Origin of the sequence: Chitinophaga sp. (assembly GCF_039596155.1) — a bacterium.
Taxonomy (GTDB): domain Bacteria; phylum Bacteroidota; class Bacteroidia; order Chitinophagales; family Chitinophagaceae; genus Chitinophaga.
Map to the genome: position 1 here is coordinate 65,149 of NZ_JBCNKF010000015.1, position 18,693 is coordinate 83,841.

General features: G+C 46.3%; 12 protein-coding genes. 5 read left to right on the forward strand and 7 right to left on the reverse strand.

Annotated features, from left to right (window positions below; translation table 11 throughout):
- The first annotated feature begins 84 nt into the window (after positions 1–84).
- Genes ABDW33_RS15845 through glgX form a run of 4 tightly spaced genes read left to right on the forward strand, consistent with a single transcriptional unit; the run spans position 85 to position 6,708 of the window.
- Positions 85–864 (forward strand): SDR family oxidoreductase, encoded by a 780-nt coding sequence (locus tag ABDW33_RS15845; RefSeq protein WP_343691053.1) that lies wholly within the window; start codon positions 85–87, stop codon positions 862–864.
- Positions 865–876: 12 nt separating this feature from the next.
- Positions 877–3,675 carry a DNA ligase D gene (gene ligD, locus ABDW33_RS15850; protein WP_343691054.1) on the forward strand — a complete coding sequence of 933 codons (2,799 nt, stop codon included), beginning with the start codon at positions 877–879 and terminating at the stop codon, positions 3,673–3,675.
- 50 nt (positions 3,676–3,725) lie between these two features.
- Complete coding sequence (locus ABDW33_RS15855) at positions 3,726–4,457, forward strand: DNA-formamidopyrimidine glycosylase family protein (RefSeq protein WP_343691055.1); 732 nt, start codon at positions 3,726–3,728, stop codon at positions 4,455–4,457.
- Positions 4,458–4,515: 58 nt separating this feature from the next.
- Entirely contained in the window at positions 4,516–6,708 is a 2,193-nt protein-coding gene (gene glgX / locus ABDW33_RS15860; RefSeq protein ID WP_343691056.1) for a glycogen debranching protein GlgX, read from the forward strand.
- A gap of 151 nt (positions 6,709–6,859) precedes the next feature.
- Here the strand turns inward: glgX and ABDW33_RS15865 are convergent, their stop codons facing one another.
- From ABDW33_RS15865 to ABDW33_RS15895, 7 genes are all read right to left on the reverse strand, one after another.
- Positions 6,860–8,062 (reverse strand): alpha/beta hydrolase-fold protein, encoded by a 1,203-nt coding sequence (locus ABDW33_RS15865; protein WP_343691057.1) that lies wholly within the window; start codon positions 8,060–8,062, stop codon positions 6,860–6,862.
- A gap of 125 nt (positions 8,063–8,187) precedes the next feature.
- Positions 8,188–9,675: a calcineurin-like phosphoesterase family protein gene (locus ABDW33_RS15870; protein ID WP_343691058.1), complete on the reverse strand. Its 1,488-nt coding sequence runs from the start codon at positions 9,673–9,675 to the stop codon at positions 8,188–8,190.
- A 5-nt stretch (positions 9,676–9,680) separates the two neighbouring features.
- Positions 9,681–11,186 carry a DUF5689 domain-containing protein gene (locus ABDW33_RS15875; protein ID WP_343691059.1) on the reverse strand — a complete coding sequence of 502 codons (1,506 nt, stop codon included), beginning with the start codon at positions 11,184–11,186 and terminating at the stop codon, positions 9,681–9,683.
- 18 nt (positions 11,187–11,204) lie between these two features.
- On the reverse strand, positions 11,205–12,695 hold the full coding sequence (locus ABDW33_RS15880) for a SusD/RagB family nutrient-binding outer membrane lipoprotein (protein WP_343691060.1): 1,491 nt from the start codon (positions 12,693–12,695) through the stop codon (positions 11,205–11,207).
- Positions 12,696–12,706: 11 nt separating this feature from the next.
- Positions 12,707–16,177: a SusC/RagA family TonB-linked outer membrane protein gene (locus ABDW33_RS15885; protein WP_343691061.1), complete on the reverse strand. Its 3,471-nt coding sequence runs from the start codon at positions 16,175–16,177 to the stop codon at positions 12,707–12,709.
- A gap of 59 nt (positions 16,178–16,236) precedes the next feature.
- Positions 16,237–17,199, reverse strand: coding sequence for a FecR domain-containing protein (locus ABDW33_RS15890; protein WP_343691062.1), 963 nt, complete (start codon positions 17,197–17,199; stop codon positions 16,237–16,239).
- 72 nt (positions 17,200–17,271) lie between these two features.
- Positions 17,272–17,808 (reverse strand): sigma-70 family RNA polymerase sigma factor, encoded by a 537-nt coding sequence (locus ABDW33_RS15895; RefSeq protein WP_343691063.1) that lies wholly within the window; start codon positions 17,806–17,808, stop codon positions 17,272–17,274.
- Positions 17,809–17,916: 108 nt separating this feature from the next.
- On the opposite strand from ABDW33_RS15895, the gene ABDW33_RS15900 reads away from it, so the two are divergent.
- Positions 17,917–18,657, forward strand: a complete 741-nt coding sequence (locus tag ABDW33_RS15900) for an ROK family protein (RefSeq protein WP_343691064.1) — start codon at positions 17,917–17,919, stop codon at positions 18,655–18,657.
- Positions 18,658–18,693 lie beyond the last annotated feature (36 nt).

Sequence of the window (18,693 nt, forward strand, 5' to 3'; positions counted from 1 at the left end):
ACACGTACCTTTCTGATAAAAGCACACCAGATCTTTTGTGACAAAACTTAGATGCTTTATTGAAAAAAACTAAACAACAGAGTTATGGAAGCAAGCACTCAAACTACCCGGTATAGATATCTCCATGAAATGCCTTGTGGAGATAGTGAAACAGAAGGTGAGCCCGAAACCATTTTCTTTCCATCTATTCTCTACGACAAGATAAAAGACGGATGTCACCGTCTTGAGGGCAAAGTCGCGCTGATAGAGGGCGGAGGCAAAGGTCTGGGCAGAGCGGTTGCGGTTCAGTTTGCCAGGGAAGGCGCGGAAGTTGCTATCCTTTTCAATGATGATGGCATTGAAGCGAGAGAAACCGCGAACATGATCAGTGGGTATGGTAAACAGGCATTACTCCTGTACTGCGATGTCACCAGGGAAGATGGTTGCAAACAGTCAGTCGATAAGACGATTAGTAAGTTCGGTAAGATCGACATTCTTGTAAATAATGCAGCACTGGAGAACATCGTACCGCAGTACTACCTTGTCAATCACGCCATTCCCCACCTGGCAGCAGGGAGCAGTATTATCAATACTTCTACCGAAGAGGCAATCATCGACTTTACGAAGGCGCTGTCTTCTCTCTTAATTAAAAAAGGAATCAGGGTCAATGCAGTCGCTCCCGGTGCGATCTGGAATCAGGCTATGAAAGAAGATACTGGAATGACAATACAGGAAGTAGCCGATTTTGGGAAAGATGCACTCATGGGATATGCGGCCCATCCTGCAGATATCGCGCCCTGTTATATTTTCCTGGCATCGGAAGATGCGGCCTTTATCTCCGGCGAAATATTACATCCGAACGGAGGTACGGCTATGACCAGTTAAAATTTTTTCGTTATGAGCTTAGCTAAGTACCGGCAGAAAAGAACTTTCTCAAAAACCCCTGAACCTACAGGAGGTAAAAATGATAGCAAGGAATTGCATTTTGTAGTACAGAAGCATGATGCATCTCACCTACATTATGATTTCAGACTGGAAATGAAAGGTGTACTTAAAAGCTGGGCTGTTCCAAAGGGGCCTTCTATGGATCCATCTGTAAAAAGACTGGCCATGATGGTAGAAGATCATCCTTATGATTATAAGAATTTCGAAGGGGTGATTCCTTCGGGGAATTATGGGGCAGGAACCGTGATTGTCTGGGATGAAGGAACCTATGTGCCGCAGATCAGCGAACCCGGGAAAAAAGGATGGGAAAAGGAATTATTATCTTCTATCGAAAAAGGGAAGCTGCATTTTATACTGGAAGGAGAGAAACTGAAAGGGGAATTTGCATTGGTGAAAACCCATGGCAGAGGGGAAAATACATGGTTGCTGATGAAGATAAAAGATAAATATGCGGCCACTGCAGATATAACCAAAAAAGAGAAGTCAGTGTTATCCGGAAGAACGCTGGCCCAGGTGGAAAAAGCGCCCGATAAGGTCTGGAAGAGTAACCGGGAAGAAAAAGCGGATAAGTCCAATGCCAAAACCACCGCTAAAGGTAAAAATACCGCTACAAAAAAAACAAAGGCAGATGTCGTTGCTCATCCTGAAAAAGACTTCTCCACCCTTCTCTCAAAAGGCAGGAAAGCTGCTATGCCCAGGGAAATCAAGCCCATGCTGGCAACCCTTACCGAAAAACCATTTGATAAGAAAGACTGGCTCTATGAAATCAAATGGGATGGCTACAGAGCAGTCAGTTATTTAAATAAGGGGAAAGTCACCATGCTTTCCAGGAATCAGCTTTCTTTCAATGAAAAATTTGACGTAATTGTAGCAGCCTTGCAGGAATGGAATACAAAAGCCGTTATCGACGGGGAAATAGTCGCCCTGAATGATGAGGGGAATCCTGATTTCCAGGCGTTGCAGAATTATCTGAAAACAGGCAAGTCTGTTCACCTGGCATACTACGTTTTTGATCTGCTATGGTATGATGGCAAAGACATTATGCAATTGCCACTGATCGAAAGGAAGGAAATTTTACAACAAATATTACCCCCGGACAATGAACTTATCAGGTTCAGTGAACACATTACCGGCGAAGATGGCCAGGGAACGGCCTTCTACCAGGCGGCGCTAAAAAAAGGATTGGAAGGTATCATGGCGAAGGATGCAGACAGTACATATGGTATAGGGAAACGGTCTGACAGTTGGCTGAAAGTAAAGAACAACCTCCGGACAGAGGCAATTATCTGTGGATATACAGCAGGAAGAAATAGCCGGAAACATTTTGGTGCAGTGATTCTGGGCAAATACAAAAATGGCATATTACATTATATCGGGCATACCGGCGGAGGTTTCGACACAAAATCATTGAAAGAATTGTATGAAAAGTTTCAGCCATTGATAACAAACAATTCGCCTTTTAAAGTAAAACCTAAAACTAACATGCCGGCGACATGGCTGAAACCAGCACTGGTATGCGAGGTGAAATTTGCAGAAGAAACCAGAGATGGCATTTTGAGGCAACCCATATTTTTGGGACTGAGAGAAGATAAGCAAGCCAGGAATGAGAAGAAGGAAAAGGTAGTGAAAGCACCTGCCTCAGATAAAAAAACGACGGCTAAAAAAGCAGCTAACGAAAAGGCAACCGCAAAGAAAGCCGTTGCAAAAATGGCTGTGCCTGTAAAATCAACCACTCAACAAACAAAAGCCTCAAAAATGTCAGGCCCAAAAGAAAAGCAAAAAGCCGCATCTAAAAAAGCAGGCAACAAATCTTCTTCTAACACCCTCCTCCCTGCTGATGAAAAAGAAGTCGAATTAAAGATCGATGGTAAGCTATTAAAATTCACCAACCTCGATAAGATATACTGGCCCGATGAAGGTATCACCAAACGAGATATGCTTAACTACTACGCAGCCATCTCCGATACCATTCTTCCCTATCTCAAAGACCGTCCACAATCGCTAAACAGGTTCCCGGACGGGATCAAAGGCTTCCACTTCTATCAAAAAAACGTAGAAGACAAAGTTGCCGACTGGATTGAAACTTTCCCTTATGTAAGTGAATCTGATGGGGAAACAAAAGAATTCCTCGTGTGCAAAGACAAAGCTGCGCTGCTCTATATGGCCAACCTTGGCTGCATTGAACTCAATCCCTGGCATAGCCGTATCAATAAACCGGACAATCCCGATTACTGTCTCATTGACCTGGATCCGGATACGAATGATTTTGACGAAGTCATCCGGACCGCCCTCGAAATCAAATCACTACTAGATGATGTAGGAGCCGACTCTTTCGTCAAAACTTCCGGTTCCACCGGTATGCATATCCTCATTCCACTGGGCGCTAAATATACCTTTGATCAGTCCCGCATGCTGGCGGAGCTGATCGTACAAATTATCAATAAACGACTGCCTGATATCACCAGCATTGAACGTTCACCCGCTAAAAGAAAAGGTAGGATCTACCTGGACTTCCTGCAAAACAGGCAGATTCAAACCATGGCTGTTGCCTATTCTTTACGACCTAAACCCGGCGCTACCGTATCTGCTCCACTCAGATGGGAAGAGGTAAAAAAGGGACTTTCCATCCGGCAATTTGACATCTTCAATATGCCAGATAGAATAGCCCTGGCAGGCGACCTGCTCAAAGGCCTGTTAGGTAAAGGAATAAACATGCAGCAGGTGCTTAAGCAACTACAAAAGTTCATTTAACACCGGCTAAATCATTCATTGCATACCATAAAACTAAATTCATCTGACGAATGCCCGAAGGCCCTTCCATTGTTATACTCAAAGAAGAACTCGCACACTTCAAAGGCCAAAAGGTCATTGAAGCCACAGGCTATTCAAAAATTGATCTCTCCCGGTTAAAAAACAAAAAGATCATCGCAATTAAAAGCTGGGGCAAACACCTCCTTATCTGTTTCCGTGGCTTTACCATCCGCATTCACCTCCTCCTGTTCGGTACCTATCGCATCAATGAACGAAAGCCATCCAATCCCACCCTCCGGCTCTCTTTCGAAAAAGAAGAACTGAACTTCTACACCTGTGCCGTCAAAGTTATAGATGAACCGCTCGACGATGTCTACGACTGGGAAATAGACCTGCTCAGTAAACAATGGAATGCAGACAAGGTCATGCAACTCCTGAAGAAAGTACCTGATATGCTTGTATGCGATGCCCTGCTCGACCAGGACATCTTTGCAGGCTCAGGCAACATCATTAAAAATGAAGTATTATTCCGGACCCGCATTCATCCTCTCAGCAAAGTGGGGAAATTAACCCTTAAAAAGAAGAAAGAACTCATACAGGAAGCCCGGCAATACAGTTTCGATTTCCTGGCGTGGAAAAAGGCATTTGTACTGAAAAAACATTGGCTCGCACATACCCGCAAAACCTGCCCCCGCTGTCATATACCGTTGATCAAAGAATATTTGGGTACCACTCAGAGGAGATCATTTTTCTGCAATAATTGCCAGACCTTATATGAATAACATTTGCAATGGCATGAATTTTACCGCCTTATGGCTAGAACTAATCGCTGTAGAATAAATGAATAACAGTCCAAAGACCCTCGATTTACCAGCTCATATAACCCCTGGTAGTCCATATCCATTAGGCGCAACTCCAGACGAAAGAGGTGTAAACTTCGCCATCTACGCTGATTATGCCGAAGGCGTTGAACTTTGCCTCTTCAATAGCCTTACAGACACAAAAGAATCGCAACGCATTAAAATGACAGAGCGCTTTCACCAGGTATGGCATGTGCATGTTGCCGGTCTTCAACCCGGCCAACTCTACGGCTATCGCGTAAGTGGGCCTTACAACCCGTATGAGGGCAGCCGGTTCAATTCCAATAAATTGTTGTTAGATCCATACGCCAAAGCCATTTCCGGTACCATCAACTGGCATGACTCCCTGTTTGGATACCAGATAGGACATCCGGATGAAGACCTTAGCTTCAGTGATGCCGACAGTGCCCCATATATTCCGAAATCGGTAGTAGTAGAAGATACTTTCGACTGGGAAGACGACAAGTGTCCGAAAATTCCTTACAACGCTACGATCATTTACGAAATGCACGTCAAAGGATTTACTAAAATGCATCCTGATATTCCTGAAGAGATCAGGGGTACCTACGCAGCTATCGGGCACCCGGTGACAATCGATTATCTGAAAAAGCTGGGTATTACTGCGGTCGAGCTCATGCCTGTTCATCACTTCGTGTCTGACAGACACCTGGCGGAAAAAGGGCTGAGCAATTACTGGGGATACAATACCATTGGCTACTTTGCACCTGATGCCAGGTATTCCTCTTCAGGTGTACAGGGGCAGCAGGTACACGAATTCAAGGAAATGGTAAAAGCACTGCATAAAGCAGGTATTGAAGTAATCCTCGACGTGGTGTATAACCATACTGCCGAAGGCAACCATATGGGCCCGACGCTGAGCTTCAGAGGAGTCGACAACTGCTCATACTACAGGTTGACGGAAGACAAGCGCTACTATATGGATTACACAGGCACGGGCAACACCCTGAATGCACGACTACCTAACGTACTCCGGCTCATTATGGATAGCCTCCGCTATTGGGTAGAACAAATGCATATCGATGGATTCCGTTTTGACCTCGCTTCCGCACTGGCAAGGGAACTACACGAAGTGAATAGCCTTAGTGCCTTCTTTGAAATCATTTACCAGGACCCCGTGATCAGCCAGGTGAAACTGATTGCTGAACCCTGGGATGTAGGTGAAGGCGGATACCAGGTAGGTAAATTCCCGCCCGGATGGGCTGAATGGAACGGTATTTACAGAGATTGTATCCGCGGATACTGGAAAGGCGACGATAGTATGCTGGCAGAATTTGCCCTCAGGTTTACCGGTAGCCCGGATCTCTACCAGGCCGATTACCGCCTGCCGACGGCCAGTATCAATTTCATTACCGCACACGATGGCTTTACGCTCCACGACCTCGTTTCTTACAATCACAAACACAACGAGGCCAATGGAGAAAATAATAACGACGGCGCCAATGATAACAATTCCTGCAACTGGGGCGTCGAAGGTGAAACGGCGGATGAAGGCATCAATACGCTCCGTGCACAAATAAAACGGAATTTCCTGGCCACCCTGTTCCTCTCTCAGGGCGTACCAATGCTGGTAGCCGGCGATGAGATTGGAAATACCCAGCATGGAAATAACAATGCGTATTGCCAGGATAACGAAATAAGTTGGCTGGACTGGTCTAAACAGGATAAGGAACTGCAGGAGTTTACCCGGGAGATGATCAGGATCCGCCAATCGCATACCTCTTTTGCCAGACCTGGCTGGTTCCAGGGACAGGCGATCAAAGGGGTCGAAGATATTGGATGGTTCCAGCCGGATGCGACGGAAATGCAGGAAGATCACTGGAAGGAATACTATGCAAAAACAATTGGCATTTTTCTGAATGGAAAAGGACTAAGATGCGTGAATGAAAGGGGCGAAAAAATGGTAGATGACAGTTTCTATGTTATCTTCAATGCGCACCATGAAACCATCGAATACACACTACCGGCAGAAAAATATGCGAAAGGATGGGAACGGATACTGGATACCAGTAAATGGAAATCAGAGGATAAGGAAGTGTACCAGGCGAGTGGAAAAGTGAAGATACCAGGACACTCCATCTCCCTGTTTATTCATAAAGAAGATTTGAAACCCGTACCGGGATTACCCGTTCCGGAAGTGAAAAACAATCAGTAAAAACCGGTACCGGGCTCGCCTGATCCTGTGGTGAAGCGTTCCATGTAACCCCACCGTCATTCACAGGTTCACCCGGCCCGGTATCCAGTGTAAAGTTTATACCTGAACTGGTCTTTCGCACAGACTCGTTCAGGCCACATATCTATAGCACTCAATGCGTTCCCACTGTCTGCCCGTTTCCGGCTTCCAGGATCGCCTTTTCCAGCTTTGCCCTCACCTCCGCCTTCTCGCGGAGAGACAAGGCCTTTTTGAAGCTTAAAATCGCATTCCGGAGATCCCCGGTTTCTTTGTAATAATCCCCCATGCTATCATATACATTGTAGCTATCCGGATAATACCCGATATTCAGCTGAAAACAAACCGCTGATTTCGCATATCGCTTATCCATCAGGTTCCAGTACCCCATCTTGTTCAGGAACCATTCCGGAGGCCGGACGTTGTAACCCATCTCTTTTGATAACTGTTTATAATGATCTGTTATCAGTGTTTTTAAAGAATCTGCGGAACTATCATCGGTATAGAGATAGGTAGGAAACCTGTAATGCGGGAAAGTAAACCGCAAACCATCGTAAATAGCGATGAAAGGAATGGAGTGATGATCATCGTCCGGATAGTATTGATAATCCCATCGCAAATGGTTACTATTTTTAAGCATTGCTACCATATCCATTATGGCCGTCGTATGCCTGCCGCCAAGTGACGTATCTGTACGCACCTGCGCCGTATCCAACGCCGGATTTATTGTATGCGCCATCGCGAGGAAATAGTTCCTCTTTGAAAAATCCTGCCTGAGCAATGCCGGAGCCAATTTTATAATAGCCGCACTGTCAATCCAGAAACTTGGATCAGATGCTATATAAGCGTTGAAAAGCTCCTTATGATGCAGTAATGTATGCGTAGTATACAGACCACCTAACGAATGTCCTATCAAAACACGATAGGGTGCCGTGGGGTATTTTTTTTCAATGTACGGGAAGAGCTCCTTTTCGAAGAAACGGGTCAGGTCTTCTGGTTCCTTTCCTAAATTCCGGTTCCTGTTACCTGGCGTGTTCAACACACCGACTATGATCATCTGTGGCAATACTGTATTCATCTCATTGACTGCCAATGCCTGTATCATGGTTTGCAACGTTGCAAACTGGGAATCGCCATCTAATAAATAGATAACAGGATAAGCGCAACGCTGAAAGTAAGCAGTATCGTCAATTGTTGAAGGGGTATAGATCCAGAGCGGACGGTTTTCGTGCAGGATGGATGAATAAACACTATCCTGCTTACCAAAAGAAACAAGCTGGGCCTGGGTAAATGTTGGAACAAACAATAACAACAAAAAGAAAAAAACAAGCCGTTTCATGAATGGAATTTTCTCCAAAGCTGCTTTAAATAAAGGTCATATTTTCTTAATAGTGATGAAACAGGTTTATTTTGGGACAAAAAAAGGCGGGCCCAAAGCCCGCCCGGATAATAATTCACATCAACTTATATCGACTCCTCATACACATTTCCAAACCTATCCGTTGCCCTCACCGTTATTTTTTTCGCTGACGGCGATGGCCTGGCAAAAAACAAATGATCTGTCAGCGTTGGCTCCACGAACTTATGCTTCTTTGGTAACTCAGGGCCCAGGTACAATTCTACCGCCCAGGGATCAAAGGCCACTCTCCGCTCCATCTCGCCCTTACTCACCCCGTCTTCCAGCCACTCCACCTTCCACTTCTTATCCCAGTTCCACACATTCGCCGCTATTTCATCTGGCGCTGCCTGTACACGCCCCTTTTCATAGATCCGCAGCTGCTTCTCTTTCGGTAATCCTGTACCCTTATACACCCATTTTATCTCCGTACCATCCACATCATACACACCATATCCGGCAGGCGTTCCATCCCCGCAGATCGGGCCGGTCCACCAGGCACCACATACCGTTCCATGATTGTGCTCCATGATATTTTCCTCCTCCCAGTTATCATTAAAATGTGTATGCCCGCTCATGATGTGCACTTTGAACGGGGCCAGCATCTTGTACAGCTTCTTCCTGTTCGCCACCGTTCCGCCTCCCGGCTCATCCTTCTTCCCTTCTCTCCGGGACTGCCCCGTATAAGTAGGTATATGTGTGCTTAACACGATCATACTCCCCGGCTTTACCTGCGCCAGGTCCTGGTCCAGCCATTGCAACTGATTTTCCGTCAGGTAGCCAATGTAATTCTTCGCCTCTCCTAAAAAGAAAACATCGTCCAGCACGACATAATGCACCTCTCCCCTGTTGAAGGAATAATAAGTAGGTCCGAAATGCGACTTAAACGTATTCGCCGATCCGTCATCCGTACGCGCCTCATTGTCCATATCATGGTTCCCGATCACATTAAAGAAAGGAATGCCACATAACTCTACCGCCCGGCGGTATCCGTGATACAATTCAAACTGGTCCCACACCAGGTCTCCACAACCAATACCATGTATCAGCGTCTCTTTCGGATAAGACCTGATTAATTCCTGCAGGTCAGGCACTGATTCCTTCAGCAGCTGGTCCACATCTTTCTGCGACTTCATCTGCGGATCAGCCCACACTACAAAAGTGTGCTTTGTATCATCCTGTTGTAGCTTCTCCAGCTTGAAATCCGCACTAAAGGAAGGCTTATTTTTGGGTATCGCCCGGTAAAACGAAGCAATACTTCTTTCTGCCGGAAATGCATACCCCCTCGGCACAGTAATGTATACAAACTCCGCTGTACCATTGGATTGCAGCTCATATGCGCCATTCTTATCTGTCAGTGTGATATTGATGCCATCCGTTACAGGCACACCCGGTATACCTTTCCCTTCACACAATACCTTTCCCTTCAGCGACACCACCGAAAGATCGATATTATTCTCTCTCAGCAACGGCCTTGCATTCACAATTGCTGCCGGCAGTGCCAGCAATGAACCGGTTACACCTACGTTCTTTAAAAAATTCCTCCTGTTAAGCATACGTTTTATTTAAGTGTTGTAGCGCCTTCACCTTCTATATCGGTGATTGCTGATGTAGTGGTCAGTTGTCTGTTATTTTGTGCACGTGCCTGTACCCATTTACCCAACGATACATTGTACACGCCGCCCAGCATATTGAAAATACCCAGATCCGCTGTGTTGTAAGAGAACGCCAGCGTATTGGATCCCTGCCGGTAATAAGGCTGCTGCTCCAGCGTAATAGGGTTAATGATATCGTAAAAGTCATTGTTTGCGATGCGATATCCCTTTGCCGGAGGACCTGCTGTAAACAAGCTACCACCGGTAGATATCCAGATCACATCGACGGGTTTGGTATCTGCAGTCACTACTGAATCCTGGAACACCGCTATACCAAAGGCATTACCACTGTTTGCCATCAGGCCGGTTGTCGCGGTACCAAAGCCGTCTCCGCCGGTTGTAGTGTAGTCAAACGTACGCACCCAGTTGGCACTACTTATATCAGTCGATTTAGAGCCATTGATCTTTTTACCAATGCCACCTACATAGAAGAAGGAACCCTTCGCAGCTTTCCCTGTGTAAAGATTAAATTTATACGAACGCTTATCTCCCGTAGCCCATCCTTTGGCCGGGTAACCGGTAGGTGTGCTGGCATTCGCGTTATTTGTAATGACCACAGCAAAGGGAGTCGCTGCAAAATCAATATCACGGGTCGCCATCAACTGCACATATTCATAGTTACCATCTGAACCACTAGCATCGGACATAAAACCGGTAATGATGGCCGGTGCAATATTAATCTCAGAACTCAACACGGTTACATCAGCATCTGTCCGCATTCTTAACAGCGGTGCATTATTGGCATCTACGAATACCACCCCGTAAAAATTCGCACTCACCGGCGCTGCCAGTTTAGCCAGCACACTGGTGTCTTCAGTACGCAGGTGAAGGTTGCCGAAACCGTCATTCAATAGCTTATCACCAGATAATAGTTCTCCTTTTGCAGGCAACGGATCGAAGCCCCCCTTCACCACAATGGCCAGTGTACTTTCATAATCACCCGGATTCGCCAGTATTGCAGCTGTCGTAACACGGTTAACCGGGATCTTATTGCCGGAAGATACTTTTGTAATGTTAGCAACCGATACACCTTTAAGTTCCAGTGTACCATTATTCTTTTCCAGCACCGCTCCCTGCACATCGATAATCACAGAATCACCCGGTACATAATTGTTTGCCGCCTCACCGATGTTGATAGCAAGACCTCTCAGCTTTGATAAACGACGTGCATCCTGCACCAGGAGCAGGCCGGCAGGCAGGTTACCTCCGCTGTGATCTGATACCACCATGGCTGCTATACTTGTAGAGCCCAGCATGTTTCCTGTATTGAGCGTTACCGGTTGTGATTTATACAGATTTCTGATATCATATATCGAAATATACGGGCTAATGGTACCTCCTGGATAATTATCACCTTTTTCACAACCCCAGATGAGTAATATGAGAGGTAAGTATACTAAGAATTTCTTCATTGTAAAATGATTTTATTGTTATGGTTTCTGCCACCACACCTGTGTACTGATTTCGTCCGGTCCCTGACTGGCAATGGCCAGTTTATAGTTGGTCGGGTTAGTAGACTGCACGTACACAGGGTAAGTCATTCTCGCTGGCATCACACCGTTATTCCTCAAACCGGCACCTTTTGGTAAATAAGGATGGCCGGTACGACGGTACTCAAACCACTGCTGCAGGTCTGTCAGGAAAAGCGCGTAATATTTTTGCTTATGAATCTTCTCCATCTTCTGCTCCAATGTATCATCATTCAGCCATTCAATATCTGCTGCTGCCAGCCAGGTCGTGATGGGTACCGGCCAGGTAGGGATCCATTGCGTGATGCTATTCAAAGCACCGGTGTTATAATACGTCTCTGCCGATCCGCTGATCCAGCCCTTTGCCGCCGCTTCTGCCAGTATAAACTGCAATTCTGCGTAGTTCATCATCATCCCCGTCATAGGCTCTGTCATCAGTGATACCGCCGATGTATTGGAATAGAAGTAACATTTTTTTACAGGATTATCGCCCGGAGAATAGCCACTTGGTACTCCCTGGTAAGCACCGGAGTAAGGTGCAATCCCCCACCTGTTAAAAGTACCGTTACCATATGTCGGGATGTCTATACGCGGGTCATTCCATTGAGCCAGGTTATCAATAAAGAAACTGGCTATTCCCGGTGACCTGAAGTCCTGTTCACGCACAGACAGGTAAGGAGAAGAATAAGGGCCTACCGCTGTCCAGCGCAGGATAGCAGATTCGCTGTTACTCGTCATGATAGGATAAGAAGACTTCCTGGTATCAACAATGTCCTTAATCTTCGCCACAGCAGAATCAGACTTCGCAGAAACACGCAGCAGCAAACGCAGGAATAATGAGTTACCGAATTTTCTCCACTTGGATACATCCCCGCCATATACAGGATCGCTTGCACCGGTAATAGCTGTACCCGCACTCAGCAAGGTATTGGCAGAATCCAGTTTACGGAAGATGTCCAGGTAGATGTCTTTCTGCGCATCGAAGCGGGGTTCATAAATACCGCTATCTTTGGCAGCATTCGACTGGAAGTAAGGAATATCTCCATATGTATCGGTCAGGATGGAGTACACCCACGACTGACAGATCAGCGAGATCCCCATATAAGATTTGTTGTAGTTCAACTCCTGGCTGGCAATAGTATAGATATCTTTATAGTTGGTCAGTTCGGAGTAGAGGCCATTGTATAAATAGTCCGCCCAGGTAGACCGAAAATCGTACCGGAATACCTGTCCTTCTGCATCACTCATATTCACCGTCACCTGCATCAGTTCATTGTTGAAGTTGCGGTTACGGAGCATGTTGAAGGTAAGCGTACTCACCAGTGCCGGTGCCAGCAATTGCTGTGGCAGCGCTGTGGGCGTACCGTTCGGAGATGTATTGATGTCCTGGAAGTTTTTCGTACAGGCGCTCAAAAATATACCCAGTAATAAAATGTATGTAAGCTGCTTCATTATTTCGAATATTAAAGTCCAATTACCAGATTAAAACCAACGGTACGTGTAGATGGGAACTGACCGATCTCAAAGCCCTGCAGGATGTCCGAACCATAGAGCGTACCGAATTCAGGATCAAACATCGGCCATGGCGACCAGATGAACAGATCACGGCCATACACACCTACAGTAGCGCGCTGGAAACCTAATCGCTTTATCAGTCCTTTGCTGAATGTATAATCAATACGGGCTTCCCTGAACTTAATATAGTCTGTACGGAATACACTGCCTTCTGCATTGTCTACACCGTAGTGAGAACGGTAATACTCGTCGATATCCGTGGCGATCACATCATTCTTACGATATTTCCCATCTGTTGTCGCAATCACCCCATTCCCGATAATACCATTGTAACGGCCGGGCAGCGTCTCCTTCAGCTTGCCCTGTTCTGCCAGTTTATAGTGCGTGAGAGAGTGTGCTACGCCACCATATTGCGCGTCAAACAGTAAATGCAGATTAAACCCTTTGTAATAGAAATCGTTTGTCCAGCCGAGTTTTGCTTTTGGCAGAATGTTGCCGAGGTATTTTACTTCTTCTGTCAGCAGTGCCACACCGGTAGTAGCGTCATACATAATCTGTCCATCGGGCGCGCGCTGATAACCGCGGCCATACAGGTCTCCCATACTACCACCTACTTTCGCCACAATCTGTCCACCACCTACAGGCCCCGTTCTCAGTACCACGGAACTATCTGCCAGTGCCATGATGCGGTTGCGGTTCGCAGAGAATACAACGTTAGAACTCCAGCGGAAACCATTCTTCACACTCACCGGTGTCCCATTCAGCGCGATCTCTATCCCTTCATTTCTTACCTCACCGGCATTGATCAGTACCTGGGTAAATCCGGATGCACGGTCTATTATACGCTTTAAGTGCTGGTCTTTTGTATTTCCTCTGTACACCGCTACGTCAATACCCAGCCTGTTATTATAAAACTGCACGTTGGCACCTACTTCGTAGGTGATGGTACGGAGCGGTTTCAGGTTAGGATTTGTCAAAAGGTCTGGCGCGGATAAACCACCGTTGTACAAAGAGCCTGCAGATACATAGTTATAGGAGGTGAGATAAGCAGTTGTACCGCCGCTACCTACACTGGAGGCAGAAAAACGGAACTTCGCGAAGTTGATCATCTTTGGCATGTGCCATACATCAGAGGCCACGAAGCTCAGGTTAGCAGCCGGATAAAAGAAACCGGAATTGGTAGTTCGATATGGAGTGGCCAGTGTACTGGTCCAGTCCTTTCTGCCCGTCAGGTCCAGGAACAAATAATCTCTGAAGCTACCTGTCAATACACCGTAAAAGCTATTAATAGCATATTTGGTTCTATAAGGCAGGGTCACGAGCGGACCTGCTGCGTTAGAGAAAGAAAAGATACCCGGAAAGGTCAGGGAGTCTGCACGGGTTTCATCCTTATTGTAATTATTTGTGAGGGTGCTTCCACCAGCAGTGGCAGAGATCTCAAAATCTTCATTGATACGTTTATTGTATCTCAGCATGAAGTCGCTGCTGGCTTCCATAGAGAAAATATTCTGTGTACGGTAGCTACCCTTTGGCATTTTTGCACCCGCATCATATGGACGCTCCTGCTGGCGCTGGTCATAAGCAAAGTCAATGGATGTTCTTACCAACAGGCTAAGCTCTTTGGTAAGGTTGTAAGTCGCCTGCACATTGCCTGTAATACCGTTACGGTTTGTCTTGTTGATAAACTCATTAGATACGGCAAACGGGTTTTCAGGATAAGAGCTGAAAGGATACTTGATGGCACGTCCTTCCTGTCCTTTTACCCAATAATCGCGCAGCCAGTCAATGTTGGCATTTGGCTGCCAGAAGATGTACCAGTACATCAGCGACTGGTTACCATAACCTGAACCGGGGAGGTTGTCACTCCACTTATTTGTATAGTTAACTTTCGAAGAAATCGTCAGTTTATCATTGATTTTCGAATTCACTGACATTGCTACGGAGTTACGTTTGTATCCTGTGTTGGGTATAATCCAGTCGTTATTCACGTTCGTGAAAGAAAAGCGTGCAGTCGTTTTGTCTGTACCACCATCTAAACTAATGCTGTTGGTGAAGGTCTTACCTGTCTGGAAAAACTTCTGCAGTTGATTCGTATAAGGTCGCCAGAGCGTTCTCTCAGTACCCACCTTTTGTGTGACCGGGTCGTACTGAAAGAATAGCTGGCCGTCGAACTTGGGGCCGTACGCAGAACTGGTACCGCTTGTACTTGCACCATCTGCAGAGTTACCGTAAGAATAGTAAGCGGCACCATCCAGGCCCTGGCCATATTCATATTGTAATTCCGGCCAGCGGTTCACCTGCTCCAGTGCTTCATTGGTATTAAATGTAACGCCTAAACCTCTTTTGCGGGGAGTGCCGGCTTTGTTTGTAATGATCACGGCGCCATTTGCACCGCGTTGACCATACAGTGCTGCAGCACCCGGGCCTTTCAGCACAGTAACCGACTCAATGTCTTCCGGGTTCAGGTCATTCAAACCTGTACCGTAGTCAGCCGGCATGTTGTCAGAACCCGTTCCATAGGGGGTTTCCCCATCGATACCCGTACGGCGCCCGCTCCCGTTATTGATCACCACACCATCTACTACAATGAGCGCTTCATTGTCACCAGTCAGGTTATTTTCACCACGGAGAATGATTTTGTTGGAACCGGTAGGACCGGCATTGGAACGTACCAGGTTCAGGCCTGCGACTTTTCCTGAAAGAGCGTCTGTCCAGTTATTAGACATAGCATTGGTCAGCTGCTCACCTTTTACAACAGTGGTGGCATATCCCAGCCCTTTCTCTTCTCTTTTTATTCCTAATGCTGTTGTGACCACAAATTCATTCAGCGCCTTGGCATCGGGTGCCATGGAAACATCCAGCTTTTGTGTGGCATTGACGGAGATCTGACGGGTAACGTAACCGATGAAAGAAAATACGATCGTTGGATTATTGCCTGGTACCTTCAGGAAGTAATTACCTTCAGGACCTGAAATGGTGCCGATATTGCCGCTTTTAATACGCACGTTCACCCCCACGAGTGGTTCGCCTTTCTCGTCGGTAATACGGCCCCGGATCAGGATGTCTTCCGGCTTACGGGTGACGATGAAAGTATTGCCATTCTGCGTAAAGATATAGCCGGTGCCAGCCAGCGCCGCATGCAATACCTCGTGTGCGGTGGCGTCGTATACCTTAATGCTTACGCGTATATTGGCATCGACATCGTTCGGACTATAGTTGACAAGAAAACGACTGTTTTTCTGGATGTACTGAAACACATCTTTCAGTGGCTGGTTGTTCACCGTAAGGTCCAGCTTCTTTTCAATTGTCTGTGCATTGATGTTGGGCAGCCATGCTACAAAGAAGAATAAAACCCATACGCTAAGTTTGGGGTAGGAAATCCCGAACGGGCATCCCCGCTTTTTTGTACATTTGTCCATTCATTTTAAAATTTAGCTTGTACTGAATTTTGGCACCCTGTTACCGCAGGGTGCTTTTTTTACCTGATAACTATTTGACTGTCTGTAATTGTGTACTGGAAACTGCTCATCAATTTTAACTGCTGCATGATGTTTTCGATTGTATTATTCCTGAAGGTGGCAGTGTATTTCCTTTTTAATAATGTGCTGTCCTTCACATCAAAACGAACAGCATATTTGTGTTGCAATACCTGTAAGACCTGTTGAAGCCCCGCATCCTGGAATATTAACTCTCCCCTGATCCAGGCTGTTGTATTTGCGGTATCTATTTCCTCTCTTGTAAATGTCCCGTTATTTTTATCTGCGGTCAATCCCATACCGGCACTTAAAACAAGCCCTTTTAAGCCGATTTTACCGCTGTTTACGTTTACTGATGCCGTTGATTCATCTTTATAATCCCTGACGGTAAATGATGTGCCAAGTACCTTTACGTTTAGCTCGCGGGAGCGGACATAGAAAGGTCGTTTCGCTTCTTTGGCCACTTCGAAATAAGCTTCCCCTTCTTCTATATATACTATGCGTGCGCTGTCGTCGAATTGCTCCGGGAAATAAAGCGTAGAACCGCCATTGATGGTAACCCGGCTACCGTCAGACAAAGTGATGGCGCCATGGTGACCGTCAGCTATCCGCATTGTGCGAAAACGCCGGTCTGTTTTTCGCTCCCAGTTTAATACGCCTTTTCTGAACAGGAAAGTGCTGCCTAACAATAATATCAGGATAGCGGCATAACGGCTCAGGTGTTTCAATGACATGAACCGCACTGCCGGCGTACGATTTGTGCGGTGGCGTTCCAGTGCCGCATCTATTGCTGCTTCGGGCAACTGGTGCGCTTCGTTATTTATAAACGCGTCTACGGGAAACAGCTCCGACAGTTCCTCTTCAGACAGGCTGTCTAAGGCTTGCTGCAATTGTTGTTTGCCGGCAGCATCCAATCTGCCTGCCTGATAATCTTCAAGTCGTTTCCTGATGTCGGAGAGGTTCATTTAGGTGACGTCGTTTTGTAGTATAACGACAGATTAAATCCGGCACCGACAGGTACGTAGGTTAAGGAATTGTTACCAGATGAAAAAGAAGGTGGCAAGGCGGGAACGGAGAGAACGAAGTACGCGGCCAATGTACCGTTCTACGGTTTTTTCAGATACCCCTTCCTGCAGGGCGATCTCCTTGTAGGTAAGCCCATACTCGCGGTTAAGGAGGTAATAGCGGCGAACGGCTTCTTCGTGGTTATTAATCGTATGGTTGACGATCTGCTGTTGTTCCTTCATTTCTACTGCACTCATAGCAGGAGAAAAATGTCCGGCGTCCGGGAAACTGATAGTATAGGCGTCGTGCTGCCTGCGCTCACGGAGCGCCACTTTCAGGTGATCAAGAAAACAGTTGCGGGCGATGACGAGAATATAACGGGCGACTTCAGTTTCTTCTTCAGGAAGCAGGTGGAATTTTTGCCAGGCTTTTAGGTAGGCTTCCTGGGCCAGGTCTTCGGCGAGTTCTTTATTATTGCTTATTTTTATCAGATATGCTACAGTGCCCGACCAGGTTTCTTTAAATAACCGATCGAATATAGCAGCATTATTTTCAGACTTGGATCGCATCGTATAAATTGACACACAAAATTAGGAAGTCAGATTTAAGTCAGTGTTAAGTTATTATCAACAAAAACGGTGTAACTTTTGTATTGATTTGCATAAATTTTTAATAACATGGCAGAGACTGGACATATTTTAGCGATTGACGTAGGGGGATCGCATATCAAATGTACGATCCTCAATGAAAAGGGGGAATGGCAGATGGAATACAAGCGGGTAAAGACACCCGAAGCACCAACACCTGAGAACGTGCTGCGTACAATTCAGGGCCTGGTAGACGGTATGCCGGCCTATGATAAGATCTCGGTAGGCTTTCCCGGCTACGTCAGGAATGGCGTGGTATATACTGCTCCCAACCTGGGTAATCCTAACTGGAAGAACATTGAGCTGGGGCAAAAGATTGCTGACATGCTGGATAAGCCGGTCAGGCTGGTTAATGATGCGGACCAGCTGGGGCTGGGTGTTGTAAGTGGGAAAGGATATGAACTGGCCGTGACGCTGGGTACTGGTTTTGGAACTGCTGTACTGATCGACGGATATTTGCTGCCGCATCTGGAACTTGCCCATCACCCGGTCACCAAGGAACACGATTATGACGATTATATAGGGAACAAAGCATTAGAGAATGAGGGGTTGGAAAAGTGGAATAAGCGGATGGAGCGGGTGATGGATATACTGAAGGTGGTATTTAACTACGACCGGTTATACCTGGGCGGAGGAAATGCAGATAAAATCAGTTTTAAACTGGACAAGAATGTGATTCTCTTTACGAATAAAGAGGGAATTAAAGGCGGAGCGAGATTATGGGATATGGAGGATAAGTATCACATCTCTACAAATTTTCCCAAAAAATAAAAATGGTAATACTTTTAAAAAGCCGACCGGCCGCAT